Genomic DNA, 21,317 nt, shown 5'->3' with positions numbered 1-21,317 from the left:
GCGATGCGATCGAGAACCCGAACCAAATGGGCGGCACCGGTTGTCGCACTGGTTCTGATCGTGGCGGGTTGTGGTTCGGGCGGCGATTCGACGGCGGGGCTGTCGGATACGCTCGGCACCACCAATGACATCAATCCAAAGAGCGTCGACGAGGTCCGCGACGGTGGGAATCTGCGGCTGGCTACCACGTCGTATCCGGCCAACTGGAACACCCTGTCCAATGACGGTAACGACGGCGAGATAGCCGATATCGAACGGCCGCTGATGCCGCGCGCGTTCGACACGGACGCGGCGGGCGAATTGTCCATCAACAAGGACTATTTCACCGATGTCGCGCTGACCAACACCAACCCGCAGCAGGTCACCTACACCATCAACCCGAAGGCGGTCTGGTCCGACGGCAATCCGATCACCTGGGAAGACATCAAATCCGAGGCCAATGCGCTCAGCGGTAGGGACAAGCGGTTCCTGATCGCCATCACCAACGGTTTCGAATTCGTGGACAAGGTGGAGCGCGGCGTCGACGATCGCCAGGCCGTCCTGACCTTCAGCCATCCCTACGCCGAATGGCGCGGTCAATTCGCGGGTAATGCCTCGCTGTTCCCGAAATCCGTGACCACCGAACCGGATTCGTTCAACAACAGCCTGGCCGATGCGATGGGGCCCAGCGCCGGACCGTTCCAGGTCGTCGCCACCGACCGGTCGCAGGGCCGAATCGTGCTCGGCCACAACCCGAAATGGTGGGGCGCCGAACCCAAACTCGACACCATCACCTACAGCGTGCTCGACCACACGGCCTGGACGACGGCGCTACAGAACAACGAACTCGACCTGGTGCAATTGACCACGGTCGACGACGTCCAGACGGTGCGCAATACCGGCGGCCTGGTGGTGCGCCGCGCGCCCGGTAATCGCTGGCGCCACATCACCTTCAATGGCGCGCCGGGGTCTATCCTGTCCGATGCCAAGGTGCGCGTTGCCATTTCGAAGGCCATCGATCGGCAGGCGATCGTCACCGCGATTCAGAACGGGCTGGTGGAGAATCCGAAGCCGCTGAACAATCACATCTTCCTGCAGGGTCAGGCGGGCTATCAGGACAATAGTCTCGGCTTCGATCCGACCGCCGCGGCGCGCGAACTCGACGAGGCGGGGTGGAAGCTCAACGGCGATGTGCGCGAGAAGGACGGGCGCAGGCTCGTCATCCGCGATGTCATGTACAACGATCCGACCTGGGTGCAGGTCGCCCAGATCATCCAGCAGAACCTCGCCGAAATCGGCGTGGGACTGACCATCGACACCAAGCCGGGGGCGGGCTACTTCACCGATGTCATCCAGCCCGGTGATTTCGATGCCGCTCAGTTCATCTGGGTGGGTGATGCGTTCGCGTTCGCCAGTATTCGACAGGCGTACTACTACGACCCGAACGATTTGCAGGGCAATTACGCCCGCGTCGGCTCGCCGGAACTCAATGCCCTGATCGATCGCACCCTCTCGGAACTGGATCCGGCGAAGGCGCTCGAGCTGGCCAACGAGGTGGATCGCAAGGTTTTCGAGGAGGGTCATTCGCTGCCACTGATGCAGAGCGACGGCAGCTTCGGCGTCCGCGCGAATCTCGCCAATATCGGTTCCCCCGGCCTCGCGTCCTACGACTACACCAAGATCGGATTCGTGAAATGACAACAGCACGCATCGCCCGGCAGCGCCGGGTGGGAATTCGGATCGCGGCGCCCGCCGTCGCCATCGCGCTGATTCTGTCCGGGTGCGGGTCGGGCGATGACGTGACGGCGGGTTCCAGCTCGATCGGCACGGCCAATGACATCAATCCGAAGGACGCCGGCGAACTGCGCGAGGGCGGGAATCTGCGGCTGGCGCTGACGAACTTCCCGGCGACCTTCAATGCATCCCACGTCGACTCCGACGGTGAGGTTTCCGATCTGGTGGGGTGGGCGTTGCCGGGTTCGGTCAAATCCGATGCGGCGGGCAGTATCACCACCGACACCAACTATTTCACCGAGATCAAACTCACCAATACGAATCCGCAGACCATTGTCTACACGATCAATCCCAAGGCGGTCTGGACCGATGGGACGCCGATCACCTGGGAAGATCTGAAATCTCAGGCCGAAGCGCTCAGTGGGCGCAACCCAGCTTTCCAGGTGGCGGCGACCCAGGGTTACGCCCAGATCGGCACGGTCGAACGCGGTGTCGACGACCGGCAGGCGATCGTCACCATGGCCCAGCACTATGCGGAATGGCAGGGCATCTTCAGCACGGTCTACCCCAAGGCCTCGACCGCGACCCCGCAGGCCTTCGACGACGTCAACCGCAACGGTCTGCCGGTTTCGGCGGGGCCGTTCACGATCACCTCGATCGATAAGGCGCAGCAGCGAATCGTATTGAGCCGCAATCCGAAATGGTGGGGCGATACGCCGAAGCTGGATACGGTCACCTACAGCGTGCTCGACTACTCGGCCCGGCTGAACGCGCTGCAGAACAACGAACTGGATTCGGCGTCGGTCTCGGGCATCGATGAGGTCAAGACCGCCTCGAACGCGCCCGGTATCAAGGTGCGCCGCGCGCCCGCGCCGCGGTTCTCGCACTTCACCTTCAATGGCGCGCCCGGCTCGATCCTCGCGGATCCGAAGCTGCGCGTCGCCATTTCGAAGGGTATCGATCGGCAGGCCATCGCGACCTCATCCCAACAGGGCGTCGTGGTCGATCCCAAGCCGCTCGACAACCACATCTTCATGGTCGGTCAGAAGGGCTACCAGGACAATGCGGCAGCGGTGGCCTACAACCCCGACCAAGCCGCCAAAGAACTCGATGACCTGGGGTGGAAGCTCAACGGTGACGTCCGCGAAAAGGACGGCCGCAAGTTGGAAATCCGCGATGTGATGTACCAGCAGGAGAGCTGGGTGCAGATGGCCCAGATCGCTCAGCAGAATCTGGCCAAGATCGGCGTCAAGCTGGTCATCCAGACCTACCCGGGCAATGGACTTTTCACCGATGTGGTCGATCCGGGCAACTTCGACATCGTCCAGTTCACCTGGAGCGGTGGCATTCTCCCGCTCGGTGCGCTGCCGCAGATCTACGCCTTCGACCCGGCGAATACGTTGAGCAATAAGGGCAAGATCGGCTCGCCCGAACTCAATGCGCTGATCGAGCGGACAATCGCCGAACTCGATCCCGATAAGGCCATCGAGTTGGCGAACGAATGCGACAAGATGATCTTCGAGGAGGGCTTCTCGCTGCCCATCGTGCAATCCGCGGGCACCGTCGCGGTGCGCGAGGGGCTGGCCAATTACGGCGCCTTCGGCCTCGCGTCGGCAGAGTACACGAAAGTCGGGTTCGAGAAATGAGATTCGCAACCGCGGTGGCAGTGCCGGTTGTCGCGCTCGGCCTGATCGCGACCGGTTGTTCCGACAACAGCATCACCCCGGGCACGGTGGATATCGGTAGCACCAATGACATCAATCCGAAGGATCGCGGCGAACTGCGCGACGGCGGCAATCTTCGGCTGGCACTGAGCTCGTTCCCCGAGTCGTTCAACTATCTGCACGTCGACGGCAATACCGAAAGCACTGCCTCCGCTATCAATCCGACGCTGCCGTCGCCGTGGGTCAGCAACGCGGCGGGTGAGCTGACGGTCGACCACAATTACTTCACCGATATCAAGCTGACCAATACCAACCCCCAGCAGGTCACCTATACGATCAACCCGAAGGCCGTATGGTCCGATGGCAGCCCGATCACCTGGGAGGACCTGCGATCGGAGGCGGCCGCGCTCAGCGGCAAGGATCCCGGTTTCCTCATCTCGTCATCGAGTGGATTCGACCGGGTCGGGAAGGTCGAGCGCGGCGTCGATGATCTGCAGGCGATCGTCACTTTCGATAAGCCGTACGCCGAATGGCAGGGGCAGTTCTCACCGCTGTACCCCAAGGCGGTCACCGCGAATCCGGAGGCATTCAGCAATCTCGACCGCGACGGACTGCCGGTCAGTTCCGGGCCGTTCGTCGTTACCTCCATCGATCGCGCGCAGAACCGGATCACCCTGGGGCGCAATCCGAAATGGTGGGGCGATACGCCGAAGCTGGACACCATCACGCTGAGCGTGCTCGACGATTCCGCGGTGCTGCCCGGTATCCAGAACAACGAGATCGACTACGCGTACATGTCCGGGATCGAGAATGTGACCGGTGCGCGGAATTCGAAGAATGTGGTCATCCGGCGTACCCCCGAGCCGAGTTGGTCGCATCTGACCTTCAACGGCGCACCCGGCGGGCTGCTGTCGGATCCGCAACTGCGGATTGCCGTTTCGAAGGCGATCGATCGGCAGGCGCTGGTGAGCGCCGCCCAGAACGGTGTCGTCGACAACCCGACGCCGCTGAACAACCACATCTACATGAAGGGCCAGAAGGGCTACCAGGACAATTCGGCCCCCATCGCCTTCGATCCGGATGAGGCGGCGCGAATGCTCGACGCGCTCGGCTGGAAGCTCAATGGCGACGTTCGCGAAAAGGACGGCCGCAAACTCGAATTGCGCGATGTGATGTACCAGCAGGAAGCCTGGGTGCAGACCGCGCAGATCGTGCAGCAGAACCTGGCGCGGGTCGGGGTGAAGATGACCATCCAAACCGTCCCCGGCAGCGGTTTGTTCAAGAATGTGATCGATCCGGGCAACTTCGATATCGCCCAGTTCAGCTGGGGCGGTAGCGTTCTCCCCTTGGGTGCGCTGCCGCAGATCTACGCCTACGATCCGGCGAATCTGATGGGCAATAAGGCTCGCATCGGCTCCCCGGAACTGAACGCGCTGATCGAACAGACCATTGCCGAACTCGATCCGGCGAAGGCCATCGACTTGGCGAACAAATGCGATCAGATGATCTTCGCCGAGGGCTATTCGGTGCCACTGCAGCAGGCCTCGGGCACCTACGCGGTGCGCGATAACCTCGCCAACTACGGCGCCTTCGGCCTCGCCTCGCCCGACTACACCAAAGTCGGCTTCCTGAAGTGAAATTCGGGCCGGGCCACCCGCTGGCCTATCCGGTCTCCGTGACGATCGGCGCTCTGGTTGTTTGTCTGGCCTGGGCGCCGTTCGGCGACTTGGACCAAGTTGCGGCATTGGCGACGGTTGCGCTGGGCATTTTGGGCTATACGGCTTTTCAGCTCGCTACGGCGTTGGGCATGCTGCCGAATGGATTGGCGGACATCGGTCCACGCCGAACGGATTCATCTCGCGGCGATGGCGATGGCGATGGCGGCTCACACCTCGATGCCGGCAGCTGCACAGACTGCGGCACCGGAAGCTCAGGTAGTAGCAGCGCGGATCGCGAGGCGGCAGGCCGCAGCAGCGCCCGTAGCGATGCCGCGCGCACCGTGGAGATCAAGCGAGTGCGACAGCAGCATCGGCTCGTCAGCCGTAGCTGGCTCGAGATCACCGAGAACTATCGAACTCGCTGGCTGCCGGTATTTTTCGACTCGACGATGCTCGGCATGACCGAGTCCGAAGCCGAGGTGACCGACCGATCCGTCGATAGCGCCAACCTGCACTTCTACCCATCCGGAAAGGCTCGCAGCTCCGAACCGCCCGGCCGCCTGATCGACAACCCATCCCGTCCCGATCCCGATGCTCCGATCCTCGCCAGCGACTCGGCTCGGGTTCGTCGCCGGCTACTGCTCGACGCCCAATCCACCGTCGCCGCCCCCTTCGTAGCCCTCATGTGGGTCTACGTATCCGCAGGAGGCTTCATTGCCTTCCTCGCTGCCACCTCGGTAGCCGCCGCCACCGCCATCTGGCTCGCCGCCATTCGCGGGTCTGACCCGAGCTGACGGTACGCAGGGATTTGTTGCCAGGAAGTCCGTCAGCCGACCGCACCAGTCGTGGCCCGGCGCGCGTCGAGTCAACTGGTATGACCACTTGACCTTCTGACCTTTTCGGCGGAGAGTTTGCGGTATGGCGTTGCAACCTGTGGTCAAGCGGTCGGTATCGGGAGATGTATTCGAGCAGATCGCGGCGGATGTGCTCAGTGGCGAGCTGGCACCCGGCGCGACACTGCCCAGTGAACGGCAGTTGGCGCAGGCATTAGGTGTTTCGCGGCCCGCGGTGCGCGAGGCACTACAACGGCTCGCGGCGGCCGGACTGGTAGCGGTGCGGCAGGGAGACGCGACGACCGTGCTGGATTACCGGCGCGGGGCCGGGCTCGAGGTGCTACCGCGGTTGCTGGTTCAGGCCGGTGAGCTGGAACCGAAGGTCGCGCGCAGCATTCTGGAGGCGCGGCTGCACAACGGACCCAAGGTGGCCGAACTAGCGGCAGCCCGACTGGCACAGACCGACCCGGAAGCCGTCCGCGACGAATTGCATCGCACCGTCGAAGCCCTCGCCGCCGAACAGGATCCGATCGCACAGCAGCGCCATGCGATGGAGTTCTGGGATCACATTGTCGACGCTGCCGATTCCATCGTCTTCCGGCTGATGTTCAACATGTTGCGCGCCGCCTATGAACCCGCGCTCGCGGCGCTGGCCCCGATCATGTCCGCCGAGGTCGGCAATGTCGACGCTTATCGCGAATTGGCCGCCGCCATCGTGGCGGGTCGGCCAGAACAGGCCGCCACCACGGCCCGGGCACTACTCGAACCGGCGACCACCGCCCTGATCGAAGTATTGGGAGGGCGCTGACCGCATCTACCGCCGACGTTGCCGTGCGGCGGCGGCAATCCGGATCGCCCTCAGCGGTTCGGAACACCCTTCGCTCGGTGCGCCACAGCACCGACCAGCTCCACCGAGGAACGACCATGACGAAACCACAGTCATCCAGCAAGAATGAAGCCCATCAGGACGGACGGCCGCTGCGCCGCGGCCTAACCCTGGCCGCCGCCTTCCGCGAATTCATTCGGCACCCCTCGCCCTGGCTGATCGGCACCACCCTGGTAGCGGCGCTGGTCGCCCGAATCATTGTGGGCGACTGGCAATTGACCGATGCGCTGGTGCCCGTGGTCATGCTCGCGGTTTTCCCGGTCCTCGAATGGATCGTGCACGTCACGGTATTGCATTGGCGCCCGAAGCAACTCGGCCCGATTCCGATCGATAGCGAACTGGCGCGCAAACATCGTGAGCACCACGTGGATCCGCGCAATATCCCGCTGATCTTCATTCCGACCAAGACGCTTTCGGTACTGGTGGTGGTCCTCATCGCGATCGCGGTCCTGGCCTTCCCCCGGCTCGGCTCGGGCTTGACGTTCCTGCTGATGATCACCGTCCTCGGCCTTGCCTACGAGTGGACGCACTACCTGATCCACACCGACTACAAGCCGAAAGGCTCGCTCTACCGGGCGGTTTGGCGCAATCACCGCCACCACCACTACAAGAATGAGCACTACTGGTTCACCGTGACCACCTCCGGCACCGCCGACCGTCTACTCGGCACCTATCCCGATCCGGCGACCACGGAAACTTCCCCGACAGCCCGCCACCTGCACTCGGCTTGAAGTCCGCGTGCTGCGGAAAACCAGATCGACGGTGAGCGTGGCGATTCCGGCCTTCTCGCCGTCGTTCGGTCAGGCGAGATCGTTATTCGCCGACTCAGTTCGCCGCGAGCAGACGTTGGGCAATGGCTCGGGCGCGGTCGGCGGCGGCCGGACTCGCCTCGCGAACGGATGTGACGATCGCACCGTCGACGAGGAGAGCGAACTCGGCCGCCAGCTCGGGAGCGTCGCAGCGGCCCGCGGCGGTGAGTAATTCGGTGAGGTAGTCGATGACACGGCGTTTGTGCCGGTCAGCGGCCCGGTGGGCGGCGGAGGTCGGATCGGCCACTTCGACCATGGTGTTGATGAAGGCGCAGCCGCGGAAGTCCTTGCGGGCGAAGCGTTGTGAGAGTGCGTCGAAAACGGCCAGGGGGCGGTCGACCGGATCGTTCGCATTTGCCTCGACCGAGTCCTTCAGCCATTCCAGCCAGCGCAGATCGCGTTCCTCGAGCACCGCGACAACCAGGTCGTCCTTGCTCGCGAAGTGGCGGTAGAAGGAGGCGCGGCCGACGCCGGACTCCTGGAGCAGGCGGTCGATCCCGACCGCCCGGATGCCCTCGGCGTAGAAGAGCTCTTCGGCGGTGGTGAGCAGTCGCTGCTTGGCCTGTGTTGCCATGCACTCACCGTAGCAGAACGGAACTGATCAGTACCGTCTTGACCATTTCAGAACCAATCAGTACCGTTCCAGTTCGGTACCGATCAGTACCATCACGTTCGAGTTTGGAGTCACGATGTCTCGGCTACCGCTTGTATCGACCGAAACTGCCGACGCCGAGCAGGCCGACATGCTCAGCGAGGTGCATCGCCAACTGGGCCGGGTTCCGAATCTCTACGCCGCCATGGCGAACAGTCCCGCGACACTGCGCGGATACCTGAACATGCGCGACGCACTGACTCGCGGCAAGCTCTCCGCCCGCGTCCGCGAGCAACTCGCCCTGCTGGTCGCGAGCGAAAACGGTTGCGATTACTGCGTTGCCGCGCACAGCATGCGAGCGGGCCGGATGGGCTTCACCGAGGAAGCCATCGCGGCCACCTGCGAGGCGCACGCCGATGATCCGCACGCGGATGCGGTGCTGCGGGTCGCACGCGAGGTGCTGCGGTCGCACGGCCGCGTCGAGGATCGCGTCATCCACTCGGCCCGCGAGCGCGGCGTGAGCGATGCCGAGTTGAGCGAGGTGGTCGGCCACATCGCGCTGAATATCTTGTCGAACTACTTCAACCACGTCGCCCAGCCGGAACTGGACTTCCCTCCCGCCGAACCCACGAAAGGCAACACGATGACCGCGAAATGGCGTAAGGCCACCAAAGTAGCTCTGGTCGACGGATATTCACTGCTCGACCGGGATGGACAGCCGGTGCGCGCGATCGATGATGTCGAGATATCGATAGAAGGCGGATTCCTGCACGTCAAGGTCGCGGAGTCGGCCGAGGTGCAGGTGGTTTCCGCGCCCGCGGTGGCTCTGGTCGCCTACCGTCCCGAAGCCTGAACAGCGATAGCCGAGAGCCCGGCCCGGTCAATTACCGAGCCGGGCTCTCGTCATATCGTCCACATACCCTCACCCCGTACCGGCTTGACAATGTACCCTAGGGGGGTATGGTAGAGCCGAGTTCGACGGGACGGCCCGCCGAATAATCCGAACGGAGTCTCCTGATGAACGCAGCAACCAAGTTCACCGGCTTCACCCTCGGTCTCGCGGCGGTCTTCGGGATCGCACTGGCCGTCGGTGCCACGCTCGGGCCGGAATCCACCGAGTCCGCGCACGACTCGCAGGGACATGCGGACATGGGCGAGTCCGATGAGCTGCCCGCGGGGCTCATGGCCAGCGAAAACGGCTACACCTTGCGCTTGGATACCCCGCAGACCACCGCGGCGGCGAATTTCGCGCTGCGGTTTCGCATCCTGAATCGCGACGGCGCACCCGTCACCAGCTACGTCCGCAGCCACGACAAGGATCTGCACCTCATCGTGGTCCGCCGCGATATGGCCGCATTCCAGCACGTGCATCCGGTACTAGACCAAGCCGGAACCTGGAGCGTTCCGCTTGACCTCACCCGGGCCGGCGATTATCGCGTTTTCGCCGACTTCACACCCGAGGGCGGTAAGAATCTGACGCTCGGGGCCGATCTGCGGGTCGCGGGCAACTACGACGCGCAGGCACTGCCCGCGCCGTCGGCTACCGCGCAGGTCGGTGCGTACACCGTCGCGATGAACGGCACGGTCACGCCGGGCCAGGCATCAAAGGTCGTGCTCTCGGTCAGCCGCAATGGCAAACCGGTCACCGATCTGCAGCCCTACCTCGGCGCCTACGGTCACCTCGTGGCATTGCGCGCCACCGACCTCGCCTACCTGCACGTCCATCCGGATGGCAACCCCGGCGACGGTGTGACCCCGGCCGGACCAGGTATTACCTTCTACGTCGACGCCCCGAGCACGGGCGATTACCGACTCTTCCTCGACTTCCAGCACGAAGGCGTGGTTCGCACCGCCGCATTCACCCTTTCGGTCGCCGGTTCCGCACCCGTCCCCGCGGCGGAACCTGCCGGCCACGGCCACTGATCACTACCCTGAGTCGCACAGAACGGAGCACACGATGACCACCGCGACACAACCATCCGCCGGACAGGTCGAATTGGTGATCGGTGGCATGACCTGCGCCTCCTGCGCCAATCGCATCGAGAAGAAGCTGAACAAGCTCGACGGCGTCACCGCGACGGTCAACTATGCGACCGAGAAGGCGCGGGTCGATTTCAGCGGTGACATCTCACCGGAGCAGCTGATCGCCACCGTCGAGCAGGCCGGTTACACCGCCGCGCTGCCGCAGATCGAGGAACCCGCGGAAACCGCCGACGACGACGATCCGACGGCGGCATTGCGAACCCGACTGCTGGTTTCGCTGCTGCTGACGGTTCCGGTCATAGCGCTGGCCATGGTGCCCGCGCTGCAGTTCGACAACTGGCAGTGGCTTTCGCTGACGCTGGCCGCGCCGGTCGTGGTGTGGGGTGCACTGCCCTTCCACCGGGCCGCGTGGGCCAACCTGCGCCACGGCACCGCCACCATGGACACCCTGGTGTCGATGGGCACGCTCGCGGCATTCGGCTGGTCGCTGTATGCGCTGTTCTGGGGCACGGCCGGTATGCCAGGTATGAAGCATCCGTTCGAGTTGACCATTGCGCGGATGGACGGCACCGGCAGCATCTACCTGGAGGCCGCGGCGGGCGTCACGACCTTCATCCTGGCCGGACGCTACTTCGAGGCGCGCTCCAAGCGGCGGGCCGGGGCGGCGCTGCGGGCGCTGCTCGAGCTCGGCGCGAAGGAAGTGTCGGTGCTGCGCGGTGGCGTTGAACAGCGGATTCCGGTCGAGCAGTTGAGCGTTGGCGACACCTTCGTGGTGCGGCCCGGCGAGAAGATCGCCACCGATGGTGTGGTCGTCGAGGGTTCCTCCGCGGTCGACGCCTCGATGCTCACCGGGGAATCAGTGCCGGTGGAGGTCGGTCCCGAGGACGCGGTGGTCGGCGCGACGGTCAATGTCGGCGGGCGGATCGTGGTGCGCGCCAATCGAATCGGTGCTGATACCCAGCTGGCTCAGATGGCGAAACTGGTCGAGGACGCGCAAACCGGTAAGGCGCAGGCACAGCGGTTGGCCGACCGGATCTCCGGGATCTTCGTGCCGATCGTGATCGCGCTGTCGGCAGCGACCCTCGGATTCTGGTTGGGCACCGGCGGATCGGTCGCCGCGGCCTTCACCGCCGCGGTCGCAGTGCTGATCATCGCCTGCCCGTGCGCCCTCGGGCTGGCCACGCCGACAGCGCTGCTGGTCGGCACCGGTCGCGGTGCGCAGCTCGGCATTCTGATCAAGGGGCCGGAGGTGCTGGAGTCGACGCGTCGGGTGGATACCGTGGTGCTCGACAAGACCGGCACCGTCACCACCGGCAAGATGACCCTGCTCGATGTCATTGCCGCCGCGGGCGAGGACACCGCCGAGGTGCTAGCACTGGCCGGAGCGCTGGAGGATTCATCGGAACACCCGATTGCCCAGGCGATTGCCAAGGGTGCGCGGGATAAGGTCGGCACGCTGCGGCAGGTCGAGGATTTCGCGAATGTCGAGGGGCTCGGCGTGCAGGGTGTGGTGGACGGCCATGCGGTAGTCGTCGGGCGCGCAAGGCTGCTCGCGGACTGGTCGCAGCAGCTGGACGCCGACCTGGAGCGGGCCATGCAGACAGCGGAAAACGATGGCAAGACCGCCGTCGCGGTGGGTTGGGACGGTAGAGCACGCGGCGTGCTCGTGGTCGCGGATGCGGTGAAACCCACTTCCGCCGAAGCGATCTCGCAGCTGAAGGCGCTCGGTCTCACCCCGATCATGCTGACCGGCGATAACACCGCCGCCGCGAAAGCCATTGCGGCACAGGTCGGTATCGATGAGGTGATCGCGGAGGTGCTGCCCGCCGACAAGGTCGACACCGTCAAGCGGCTGCAGGCCGAAGGCAAGGTGGTGGCGATGGTCGGCGACGGCGTCAACGATGCCGCGGCGCTGGCCCAGGCCGACCTCGGTCTGGCGATGGGCACCGGAACCGATGTCGCCATCGAGGCCAGCGACCTGACCCTGGTCCGCGGTGACCTGCGCGCGGCCGCCGATGCGATCCGGCTGTCCCGCAGGACCCTCGGCACCATCAAGGGCAATCTGTTCTGGGCCTTCGCCTACAACGTCGCGGCGATTCCGCTCGCCATGGCCGGACTGCTGAACCCGATGCTCGCGGGCGCCGCAATGGCGTTCTCTTCGGTCTTCGTGGTCAGCAACAGCCTGCGCCTGCGCGGCTTCCGCTCCACCGCTCAATAGGAATCGGGCGGGACGGCACCCATGTCGTCCCGCCCGATCCTTTGGCTTACTGCAGAATGCCGCTATTTCCCAGTCCCATGGCGGCACTTCCGGTAGCCCATGCAGCGGCAGCACTTCCGGTCGCGGCCAAGAGGGAGAGCAGAATCATCGGTTCGACCTTTCGTAGAGCAACGATCAGCAATCGAAAGCTACTGCCGCCCAAAGGTTGTCCACAATCAGCTGCGCGATACTCTCGGCAACCTCTCGCGACATTGCCAGTCAATTCCCAGCAAGAAATTTCGCGTTTACATGAGCGAGGTCACGCCCTCGATGTCGCCCGAACCCGGTTTGCGGGGCGGACTATCACCTGGACACCTGCGCACCTGCCGAGGCAGTGTCGACAGGCCGGTCGCCGCACCCAGGAGCCGGCCGGTGCCCATCATGGACAACCCCGAATTCCCACCCGCCGTACACACTCGGATCGAGCGCGACGCCGATGCTATCCGCCCGATCGGTCCGCGCGAGGTGGCCGTCACTACCGTCGCTCACGTTGCGCATATAGCGAGGCTCCGGCACCGCTGAGTTGGTGCCAGGCGTGCCGGCGGCCGGTTGTGATCAGGAGCAGGGCGGCGACCGGGCCGGTGATAGTCGATCCGGCACCGGCGGACCAGTCGGTGTCGGTTGCGACGAGGCGGTAGCCGGTGAATTTCTTGCGGGCGCGGAATGGGGCGCCCATCGTCCATATTCGGTTGATTGCCAATCGCGCGGCGGCCACCGGCATGTCATGGGTGATGCCGAGTGGGACCGCGATGTCCTGGCCGTGCACCAGTAGGTCCATCAGGCGATCGGCCGGTGTCGTGCCGATCGCCGTGACCCGTGCGTCGATGCTGTCGCGCAACTCGCCGAGCAGTTGCTGGGTCGTGACGCGCTCTGCGTAGCGAATGGCGGTATCGCGAATTGCCCGGTCCAGGCTGCCGCGGGCGCGGATCACATTGATCAGGATCCAACCGATGGAGGCGCGGGCCGATAGCACCACATGCGCGACGACATCGCGCACGCGCCAGCCATCGCACAGCGAAGGACGGTCCCAGTCGGCTTCCGACAGCGCCTCCAATATCTCGACCAGACCGGCTCGCTCGGCGGCGACAGCCCGCCAGATCTGGTCGGCGCTCATCATCGTGTCCTCGGTCATTCGCGTAACTCCTTGTCCCGGTTGGCGTTCCAGTAGGGTAGGAACTCCACCGAGGTGGAGGTTCCAGCGAATGTGACCGAGAACACACACCGCGGCGGCCTCGTGAGTATCGGAGAGCTGTCGCGAGTCACCGGAGTACCGGTCCGCACGCTGCGCTTCTACTGCGATAACGGGGTTCTGGAATCGCGGCGCAGCAGTGGCGGGCATCGGCTGTTCGATCCACTGACCGCGGTCGATCAGGTGCTGCTGGTGCGTCGACTCCGAATGCTCGGCCTGAGCTTGTCGGCGATCATCGAAGTTCTCACCGGCACCCTGACCACCGCCGATGCGATCGCCGCGGAACGCGCCGCACTCGACACCGAACTCGGCCTGCTGTCCTGGCGGCGCGCATCGCTACGCGCCGTCGAGGAAGCGCCACCCGCCGAACGTGCCCGACGGTTGGAACTGCTTGCGTCCGTACATGATCGGCACCGCGCGCACGACACGCTGGTGACGTTCTGGCGGACACTGCTCGCCCCGATCCCACCGGCACTGTTCGATGGATTCGTCACGATGAACATCCCGCACCTACCCGACGATCCGACTCCCCAGCACATCGTCGCCTTCGCCGAACTCACCACCCACATCGCCGATCCCGCATGCACCGCCGCGATGTCACGACAACTCTGGCGGACGAATCCGACCAGAATCCACGACAAACTCGCACTGGTCACCGGGGTCGCCGAAGCATGCGCGGCCGTGGACTCGCTCGGTACACAACCGCACACCGGCCCCGAACTCGACCGGTTCATCGACGCGCACGCCACCGCCCGCCGCGACCGCGACACCCCACGACTGCGTTACCGACTCCTCGACGACGCCCCCGACAACGACCCGCGCATCCATCGCTACTGGAAACTAACCACCGAGATCACCGGAACCACCACCGCCGGAGCGGCTCTCGACTGGCTATACCGAGCACTCGCACAGTGGGCCGATGACGTCCATCCGCGGTAGGCGGTCGACGTGCGGCAATACACAGTCGCGGCCGCGGTCGGCACCCGCTGCGGTCGGCAAGCGCTCTATTCGAGAGGCCATTGGATCGTCGCGACCAACTGGTTGCACAATAGGATCAGTCTAGGTAGATTCCCAACCGATTGCACATTGCAATCAGAAGGGATTCCGATGACACAGCTGGTCCGAGTTCAGAACTTCAACGTCTCCAGCGACGGATACGGCGCGGGCGAGGGACAGAGCCGCGAGCACCCATTCGGCCACGCCGACCCGACAGCGCTCTTCTCCTGGGCGGGCGCCACCGCCCACTGGCCCAACCGAACCGATCCCGGCGGAACCTACGGCCTCGACGACTACTGCACCCGCGACTTCACCAACAACATCGGCGCCGAGATCATGGGACGCAACAAATTCGGTCCACAGCGGGGACCGTGGGAGAACTACGACTGGCAGGGCTGGTGGGGCGACGAACCCCCGTTCCACACACCGGTTTTCGTCCTCACTCACCATGTGCGCCCCTCGATCCCCCTGGGGGAAACCACGTTTCACTTCCTCGATGCGTCTGCGAAAGACGCACTGGCGCTGGCATTCGACGCCGCCGATGGCAAGGATGTGCGAATCGGCGGCGGTGTCGCCACAGTCCGGGAATTTCTCGACGCCGATCTCATCGACAACATGCACATCGTCGTCGCACCAGTCGAACTCGGTCGCGGCGAAAGGTTATGGACAAGCCCCGACGAACTCGTCGACCGTTTTCATCTGGAGCAGATCCCGAGCCCGAGCGGTGTGATACATCACTTCTTCTGGCGGAGGTGACGCCACTCTCGGCCGCAACGCTCAGCAACCCCCAGGACTGGGGGCTTCCGGCGGCATCCGTCGTCCGATTCGATCTACGGTAGTGACGATTGCCCATTTGGCGGGTCAGCCAAACGGGTTCGAACGTTGCGCGGATGCGATTTTCAGGAGTGACGCGGTATGCGATTCAGAGATCTCGTTGCGGCGGCCGCCGCTGTGACGGTCGTCGGCACGGGAGTGAGCCTGATGGCGCCTACCGCCTCGGCCGCACCGATCAACAGCGCGGCCAAGGCACCGGACGGTTCCTACATCGAGAAAGTAGAGACCCGCGGCGACCGCAAGCTGCAGCTCGAGATTCACTCCACGGCCATGGATCGCACCTTCCCGGTCCTGGTGGATCTGCCTGCGGACAACTCGGTCCCGCGCCCGACGCTGTATCTGGTCAACGGAGGCGGCGGTGGTGTCGACGGTAACGCTTCTTGGGACCAGAAGACCGACGCCAAGGAATTCCTCGGCGACAAGAACATCAACGTCGTCGAGCTGATCGGCGGCCGGTGGAGCTACTTCGCCGACTGGCGCGCGTCCGATCCGGTGCTCGGCGTCAACAAATGGCAGACCTTCTACACCGAGGAGCTGCCTCCGATCATCGATGCGGCACTGGGCACCAACGGCAAGAACTCGATCGCGGGCTACTCGATGGCCGGGACATCGGTCCTGATGCTGGCGATCACCAAGCCTGGCCTGTTCCAGAATGTCGGCGCCTACAGCGGCTGCGCGCAGACCAGCGATCCGGTCGGCAAGAAGTTCGTGCAGACCACGGTCGAAACGTGGGGCGGCGGTAACCCGGACAATATGTGGGGACCTGCCGACAACCCGCTCTGGCAAGCCAACGATCCGGTCCTGCACGCCGATAAACTGCGCGGCACGAACCTCTGGGTCGCAGCAGGCGGCGGCCTGCCCGGTGCGCACGACGCGCCCGGCGACCCGTTCATCATGGGCGATGACAAGTACAACCCGATCAGCGTGGCCAACCACGTCGTCGTCGGCGGCATCATCGAGGCCGCGATGAGCGCCTGCTCGCGCAACCTCCAGAACCGGTTGAACGACTTGGGAATTCCGGCGACCTTCGACCTGCCCCCGACCGGCACCCACACCTGGGGCTACTGGCAGGACGACCTCAAGCAATCCTGGCCGGTGCTGTCCAAAGATCTCTACTGACCCAACCGCATTCCGGGCCCCGACCTGTGCCAGCCACAGGCCGGGGCCCGTTGCTATCGACACCCCCGCATCGGCCGCGACTCGCCGGTATCGACGCGTCGCGGGCGATCGGCTCGCAGTTACCCGACTGACATGGTCACGCCGGAGGACGACGGGGCACCATGTAGGACCAGCTGGCTCGGGGCGTCGTTCTTCTTGTCGTTTTTCTTTCCGTTCTTATCCTTGCCAGGTAGGTCGAAGGCCAGCCGGATCGTGCGGGAACTGCCGGGATCGATCGGGTCGACGGCATTGCTCAGTTCGGTGGTCGCCGTCGCGTCGGGGGTGAGGGTGCGGCCCGCGGCGGTGATCAGGCGCTGATCGGCGATGCGAAAGCCTTGGCCGTGTTGGGAGACGTTGGTGACCGTCAGCGTCACGATGGTGTAGGAACCGCCCGGGCTCGCCGACCCGGTGCGGCTCACGTTGGATACCACCCCGGTGATGGTGAAAGCGAAGTTCCCGTCGCGCACCGCACCGGCCGGAACCGGGGATTGTCCACCGGTCGAGGGCGGCAGCGAATTGGTCGAGGCAACAGCGGACGTCGTGGTGGCTGGAGCTGAGTCGGAGCCGAGGACGCCGCTCAGCAGCCACAGTGCCGCCGCGGCGACAAGTGCCAGCCCGGCGGCGATCGGTAACCACCAGCGCGCCAGCAGCTTTCGCCGAGGGTGCGCGGCCGCTGCAGGTGAGACTGTGCGGGGCTCGTGCGTTCGCGGCGCCGGCCGGGGCTCGGCCAAGGTCGGGGGCGGGCCGACGGCGGTCATGACGCGGGTCGGACCGCCCGATGTCACAGGGGCCGCGACCGGCGGGGCCGGGAGCTCCGATGCGGGCCCACCCAAGGCCGCACCTGCCGCGGCGGCGAATCCCCCCGCGCTGGCGTAGCGTTCCCCCGGTTCTTTGGCCATACCGCGGGCGATAACAGCATCCAGTGCTGGCGGGATACCTTCGACCGCCCGCGACGCACGCGGAGGTTCGGACATCAAATGCGCATGCATCTGCCGTGCCGGATCGCCGTCACCATATGGCAGCTTCCCGGTAAGGGTTTCATACAGCACACAAGCCAGCGAATAGACATCCGAGCGGGCATCGGCCGTACCAGTGAACCGTTCCGGCGCCATATAGCCCAAGGTCCCCACCACTAAGCCGGTGGCCGTGAGAGCGCTGCCGTCGGCGGCGCGGGCGATACCGAAGTCGATCAGATACACGAAACCGCTGGTGTCTTCGAGGATATTGCCCGGCTTGACATCCCGATGAACAAGCCCGGCCGCATGTGCGGCATCCAGCGCCTCCGCGGCCTGGGCGATGACCTCGACCGCCCGAGTCGGCACCAGTGCACCCGAGCGCAGCCGCGTGGCCAGATCGATGCCCTCGATGTAGACCATCTCCAAAAACAGATGACCATCGACCTCGCCGAAGGCGCGGATCGGCACGATGTGCGGGTTGCGCACCTGGGCGCCCAGCCGGGCCTCCCGCTCGAAACGGCGTCGATAGGCCGGATCGGCGGAATACGCCGCGGACAACACCTTCAACGCGACGATGCTGCCGGTGCGGTCGCGCGCCAACCACACCTCACCCATACCGCCACGACCCACCAAGTGTTCGAGGTGGTAGTTCCCGAACGAGCCGCCAGCGCTCTGCACCGACACACCCTGACCGTATCGCTGCGTAGCGCTGCCCCGGCAGCCGGGGAGACCCGGTGCGCTCGTGCCCTCAGGGCGGGGATCCGCCGGATCCCCGCCCTGAGCAGCTCGGCCGACGGTTTTACCGGGCAGTCCAGGTGACCGGCAGTTCGTGGACGCCGTAGATATTCATGTCGGTCCTGAGTTTCACCTCGTCGGCGGGGATGGCGAGGGCGAGGGTCGGGAAGCGACGCAGCAGCCCGGCGAAACCGGCGCGCATTTCGATGCGGGCCAGTTGCTGGCCGAGGCACTGGTGGATGCCGTGGCCGAAGGACACGAGACCGCGGGCCTTACGGTGCACGTCCAGCGTGTCGGGCTCGTCGAAGCGCTGGGGGTCACGGTTGGCGGCCAGCAGCGAGACGACGACGGTCGATCCCTTGCCGATTGTTTCGCCGCCGAGTTCGATGTCGTCGGTGGCGTAGCGATAGAAGATGTCGGCGACGGACAGGTAGCGCATGAGTTCCTCGACGGCATCGGGGACCAGATCCGGGTCGGCACGCAATTCGGCCAGCTGGTCCGGATGTTCCAGGAGCGCGAAGGTGCCGAGCGCCAACATATTCGCGGTGGTCTCGTGGCCCGCGAGCAGCAGCAGGAAGGCGATGCCTACCAGCTCCTCGATGCTGAGGTCGTCATGGCGGGCCAGATCCGACAGTAGGTCGTCGCCGGGTTCGGCGCGTTTACGCGTGACCAGTTCGGCAAGGTAGGTGTTCATCGCGCCGAACGCGGCCATCTTCTCCTCCAGCGTCTGGTCCTTGACCAAGAACTGGGCGGAGTTGACCTGGAAAGTTTCCCGGTCCGCGTACGGGACACCGAGCAGTTCGCAGATCACCAGCGAGGGCACCGGCAGTGCGAATGCCTTGACCAGGTCGACCGGCGGGGTCAGGCGCGCCATCTCGTCCAGTTGCCGCTCGGTAATCTCGATGATGTGCTCTTCGAGCTGCTTCATCCGTTTGACGGTGAAGGCGCCGGTGAGCTTGCGCCGCAGGCGGGTGTGGTCCGGCGGGTCCATGGCGATGAACAAGCCGGGGATCTGCGGGGACGGTTCGGTGGCGGCGGGCATGCCGGGGGTTTCGTACGGCACGTGGACAATGCCGATGTCCTGGCGGGAGCTGAACCGGGTGTCGGCCATGAGCTTGCGGACCGCGTCGTAGCCGGTGACGAGCCAGCCCTCGTGACCATCGGGGAAGAGCATGGGGCTGACCGGGCGAGCCTCGCGCAGCCGGGTGATCTCGCGGGGCGGGGCGAAGGGGCCCGCATTGCGTTCCATGGGGAGGCCGTGCGGGACGGGAACCGTTTGAGTCATCGGGTTTTCCTGATCAGGTAATAGGGATGAATTGGCAGGGTCTAGTCGCCGGAGACGATGGTGATCGCGCCGGACGGGCAGATCTGGGCGACCTCGCGGACGGCCGACTCCCACTCGGGTGCGGGTGTGGTGTCCAGTGGCACCACTCGGCCGTCCTCGTCGTTCTGGTCGAATACTCCGGGCGCGGTCAGTACGCACATGCCGGCGCCGATGCAGCGTTCCCGGTCCACCCTGAGTTCCATCGGTTACCCCTTCTTCGAAATGACCGGGCCGCTGATGAGCGCGTACGTGCCCAGCCCGATACCGTCGAGGATCGTCTTGTCGCCGTATGCCTTCCGCAGCCCGGAAGCTGAAATTGCTGAACTATTCACATGAACACTGTCGCCAGGCCGCCTGATATCGAGCTGACATCGGCCTGACACGGCGTTCGACCTGGTCACACCGGACGCCGCGCGATGCCCGTTGGCCGTGATGACGGCCGCGCGCTCGTGCAATGGCTGTGTGTCGTGCAACCCGCCACGCGCTTGGCGCCAGCTGTCCGCGGCGCGATGTCCGTGGACGGTGTGCCATTCGATGCCCGCGCACCGTGGGGCCATGGGTGCACCGCCCTCCGGCTGTACACCGCGCTGAGATCATTTCGGATAGGGAGTTGCCGTCGCCGAGGCGACCGGGAAGTTCGCACGCGAGCTGGCGTGCACTGGCCGCGACTCAACCTGCGACCGCAGGAGAGCCGACCGATCCCGGCGCACGACGCCGAGGTGGCATCGTGCCGCCGGTCAAGTGTCGACAGAGCCGGGTACATTACGCCGCGATGGCGTGCCGAATGATGATGTTGCCGTAGGAGTTACGCGCGTACACCTGCACCGTGTCCTCGTTGTGCTCACGCCGGTCGACCGGTTGCATCTGGTTCTGCACGGTGCCGTGCTGGGCATTGGTCTCCACCCGGACCGCGCTGCTCGGGCTGATACCTACCTCCAATTCGCCCATGGACGTCTCCAGCCGCACCACCCCGCGCGATGCTTCGCCGATGCGGATATTGCCCTTGGCGGTTTTCGCGGTCACCGAATCGCGCGGACGCTCGATGATGATGTCGCCGGCGGCGATCTCGAGGTCGCACTGTCCGAGTTCACCGGTGCCCAGCAATCGACCGACACCGGCGGTGCCCTCGAGCCGGGAGCCGGTGGGCACCTCGATGATCACCTCGATCGACGGGTTGCCGCCGAACGGGGTGTAGGTGCGCCAGTCTTTCGGCGTCTTGACGGTCAGGGTGCCATCACTGAAATCGACCTGGGTTTGTTCGGCGGCGCGCACGTCTCCCTTCTTGGATGCATCGGCCGGCCGGACCTCGACAATGGTGTCGGTACGGTCGGATGCGTTGACCGTGACATTGCCCGAGAGCACATCAACGGTGACGGCGATCGGTTCGGCAGTCTGGAATGCGTACATGGCTGTTCTCCTTCAGCGTGTGAATCGGTTGGTGTGAACCCGCGTTTGCTGTGCTGTTCACGGGACCTACTGTCGCCAGCGCCGCTGATACCGACCTGACGCCGACCTGACACGCCAACCGGCACGGTGTTCGGCCTGGTCAGAGCGGTCGAATTTCTTGCTGGGCAAGTTGTGCGCAGGGTGCGCTACCGCTGATCGTCCGGCCGTGGAACCGGTGGAAAATCGTTGGCGCCTACTTTTGCGGGCTGGTGGTCCCAGCGGCGGCAATCCGAGGGCAGGGACGACTTGCGGTGCACGGCAGAATGGTCCAAGTGCAGATCGGG

At 64.9% G+C, this 21,317-nt stretch carries 19 protein-coding genes; 12 read left to right on the top strand and 7 right to left on the bottom strand.

Annotated elements, in window-relative coordinates; genetic code table 11:
* Positions 1 to 3 precede the first annotated feature (3 nt).
* The 6 genes from AB0J47_RS23160 (at position 4) to AB0J47_RS23135 (ending at position 7,485) form a co-directional block, all read left to right on the top strand.
* Complete coding sequence (locus tag AB0J47_RS23160; protein ID WP_364349407.1) at positions 4 to 1,677, top strand: ABC transporter family substrate-binding protein; 1,674 nt, start codon at positions 4 to 6, stop codon at positions 1,675 to 1,677.
* Positions 1,674 to 3,359: an ABC transporter family substrate-binding protein gene (locus AB0J47_RS23155; protein WP_364349404.1), complete on the top strand. Its 1,686-nt coding sequence runs from the start codon at positions 1,674 to 1,676 to the stop codon at positions 3,357 to 3,359. The genes AB0J47_RS23160 and AB0J47_RS23155 overlap by 4 nt, the downstream gene beginning before the upstream one ends.
* Entirely contained in the window at positions 3,356 to 5,014 is a 1,659-nt protein-coding gene (locus AB0J47_RS23150; protein ID WP_364349401.1) for an ABC transporter family substrate-binding protein, read from the top strand. Before AB0J47_RS23155 ends, AB0J47_RS23150 begins: the two co-directional genes overlap by 4 nt.
* Positions 5,011 to 5,829, top strand: a complete 819-nt coding sequence (locus AB0J47_RS23145; protein WP_364349398.1) for a hypothetical protein — start codon at positions 5,011 to 5,013, stop codon at positions 5,827 to 5,829. Before AB0J47_RS23150 ends, AB0J47_RS23145 begins: the two co-directional genes overlap by 4 nt.
* A gap of 124 nt (positions 5,830 to 5,953) precedes the next feature.
* Positions 5,954 to 6,676: a GntR family transcriptional regulator gene (locus tag AB0J47_RS23140; protein ID WP_364349395.1), complete on the top strand. Its 723-nt coding sequence runs from the start codon at positions 5,954 to 5,956 to the stop codon at positions 6,674 to 6,676.
* 116 nt (positions 6,677 to 6,792) lie between these two features.
* A complete protein-coding gene (locus AB0J47_RS23135; RefSeq protein WP_364349392.1) occupies positions 6,793 to 7,485 on the top strand; it encodes a sterol desaturase family protein in 693 nt (230 codons plus the stop codon).
* 94 nt (positions 7,486 to 7,579) lie between these two features.
* Here the strand turns inward: AB0J47_RS23135 and AB0J47_RS23130 are convergent, their stop codons facing one another.
* Positions 7,580 to 8,137 (bottom strand): TetR/AcrR family transcriptional regulator, encoded by a 558-nt coding sequence (locus tag AB0J47_RS23130; RefSeq protein WP_364349389.1) that lies wholly within the window; start codon positions 8,135 to 8,137, stop codon positions 7,580 to 7,582.
* 115 nt (positions 8,138 to 8,252) lie between these two features.
* On the opposite strand from AB0J47_RS23130, the gene AB0J47_RS23125 reads away from it, so the two are divergent.
* The 3 genes from AB0J47_RS23125 (at position 8,253) to AB0J47_RS23115 (ending at position 12,356) form a co-directional block, all read left to right on the top strand.
* The gene (locus tag AB0J47_RS23125) at positions 8,253 to 9,008 is read left to right on the top strand and encodes a carboxymuconolactone decarboxylase family protein (RefSeq protein WP_364349386.1); all 756 of its coding nucleotides are present in this window, start codon (positions 8,253 to 8,255) and stop codon (positions 9,006 to 9,008) included.
* A gap of 164 nt (positions 9,009 to 9,172) precedes the next feature.
* Positions 9,173 to 10,078 carry a hypothetical protein gene (locus tag AB0J47_RS23120; protein WP_364349383.1) on the top strand — a complete coding sequence of 302 codons (906 nt, stop codon included), beginning with the start codon at positions 9,173 to 9,175 and terminating at the stop codon, positions 10,076 to 10,078.
* 34 nt (positions 10,079 to 10,112) lie between these two features.
* The gene (locus AB0J47_RS23115) at positions 10,113 to 12,356 is read left to right on the top strand and encodes a heavy metal translocating P-type ATPase (protein ID WP_364349380.1); all 2,244 of its coding nucleotides are present in this window, start codon (positions 10,113 to 10,115) and stop codon (positions 12,354 to 12,356) included.
* A gap of 514 nt (positions 12,357 to 12,870) precedes the next feature.
* Here AB0J47_RS23115 and AB0J47_RS23110 read toward each other — a convergent pair.
* Complete coding sequence (locus AB0J47_RS23110; RefSeq protein WP_364349377.1) at positions 12,871 to 13,527, bottom strand: maleylpyruvate isomerase family mycothiol-dependent enzyme; 657 nt, start codon at positions 13,525 to 13,527, stop codon at positions 12,871 to 12,873.
* Between the two features lie 72 nt (positions 13,528 to 13,599).
* Between AB0J47_RS23110 and AB0J47_RS23105 the strand changes: the two genes are divergently transcribed.
* The 3 genes from AB0J47_RS23105 (at position 13,600) to AB0J47_RS23095 (ending at position 16,533) form a co-directional block, all read left to right on the top strand.
* Positions 13,600 to 14,523 (top strand): MerR family transcriptional regulator, encoded by a 924-nt coding sequence (locus AB0J47_RS23105; protein WP_364349374.1) that lies wholly within the window; start codon positions 13,600 to 13,602, stop codon positions 14,521 to 14,523.
* 168 nt (positions 14,524 to 14,691) lie between these two features.
* Positions 14,692 to 15,336 carry a dihydrofolate reductase family protein gene (locus AB0J47_RS23100; protein WP_364349371.1) on the top strand — a complete coding sequence of 215 codons (645 nt, stop codon included), beginning with the start codon at positions 14,692 to 14,694 and terminating at the stop codon, positions 15,334 to 15,336.
* 159 nt (positions 15,337 to 15,495) lie between these two features.
* Complete coding sequence (locus tag AB0J47_RS23095; RefSeq protein ID WP_364349368.1) at positions 15,496 to 16,533, top strand: alpha/beta hydrolase family protein; 1,038 nt, start codon at positions 15,496 to 15,498, stop codon at positions 16,531 to 16,533.
* Between the two features lie 119 nt (positions 16,534 to 16,652).
* Here AB0J47_RS23095 and AB0J47_RS23090 read toward each other — a convergent pair whose 3' ends face one another.
* The 5 genes from AB0J47_RS23090 to AB0J47_RS23070 form a co-directional block, all read right to left on the bottom strand.
* The gene (locus AB0J47_RS23090) at positions 16,653 to 18,212 is read right to left on the bottom strand and encodes a protein kinase (protein WP_364349365.1); all 1,560 of its coding nucleotides are present in this window, start codon (positions 18,210 to 18,212) and stop codon (positions 16,653 to 16,655) included.
* A 115-nt stretch (positions 18,213 to 18,327) separates the two neighbouring features.
* On the bottom strand, positions 18,328 to 19,548 hold the full coding sequence (locus AB0J47_RS23085; protein WP_364349362.1) for a cytochrome P450: 1,221 nt from the start codon (positions 19,546 to 19,548) through the stop codon (positions 18,328 to 18,330).
* Between the two features lie 41 nt (positions 19,549 to 19,589).
* Positions 19,590 to 19,790, bottom strand: a complete 201-nt coding sequence (locus AB0J47_RS23080; protein WP_364349359.1) for a ferredoxin — start codon at positions 19,788 to 19,790, stop codon at positions 19,590 to 19,592.
* A 3-nt stretch (positions 19,791 to 19,793) separates the two neighbouring features.
* Positions 19,794 to 19,919 carry a hypothetical protein gene (locus AB0J47_RS23075; RefSeq protein WP_364349356.1) on the bottom strand — a complete coding sequence of 42 codons (126 nt, stop codon included), beginning with the start codon at positions 19,917 to 19,919 and terminating at the stop codon, positions 19,794 to 19,796.
* A 430-nt stretch (positions 19,920 to 20,349) separates the two neighbouring features.
* A complete protein-coding gene (locus tag AB0J47_RS23070) occupies positions 20,350 to 20,994 on the bottom strand; it encodes a hypothetical protein (RefSeq protein ID WP_364349353.1) in 645 nt (214 codons plus the stop codon).
* Between the last annotated feature and the right edge of the window lie 323 nt (positions 20,995 to 21,317).

Source organism: Nocardia sp. NPDC049737, from assembly GCF_040674755.1.
Lineage (GTDB): Bacteria > Actinomycetota > Actinomycetes > Mycobacteriales > Mycobacteriaceae > Nocardia.
This window is presented reverse-complemented; position numbering and strand designations above follow the sequence as displayed.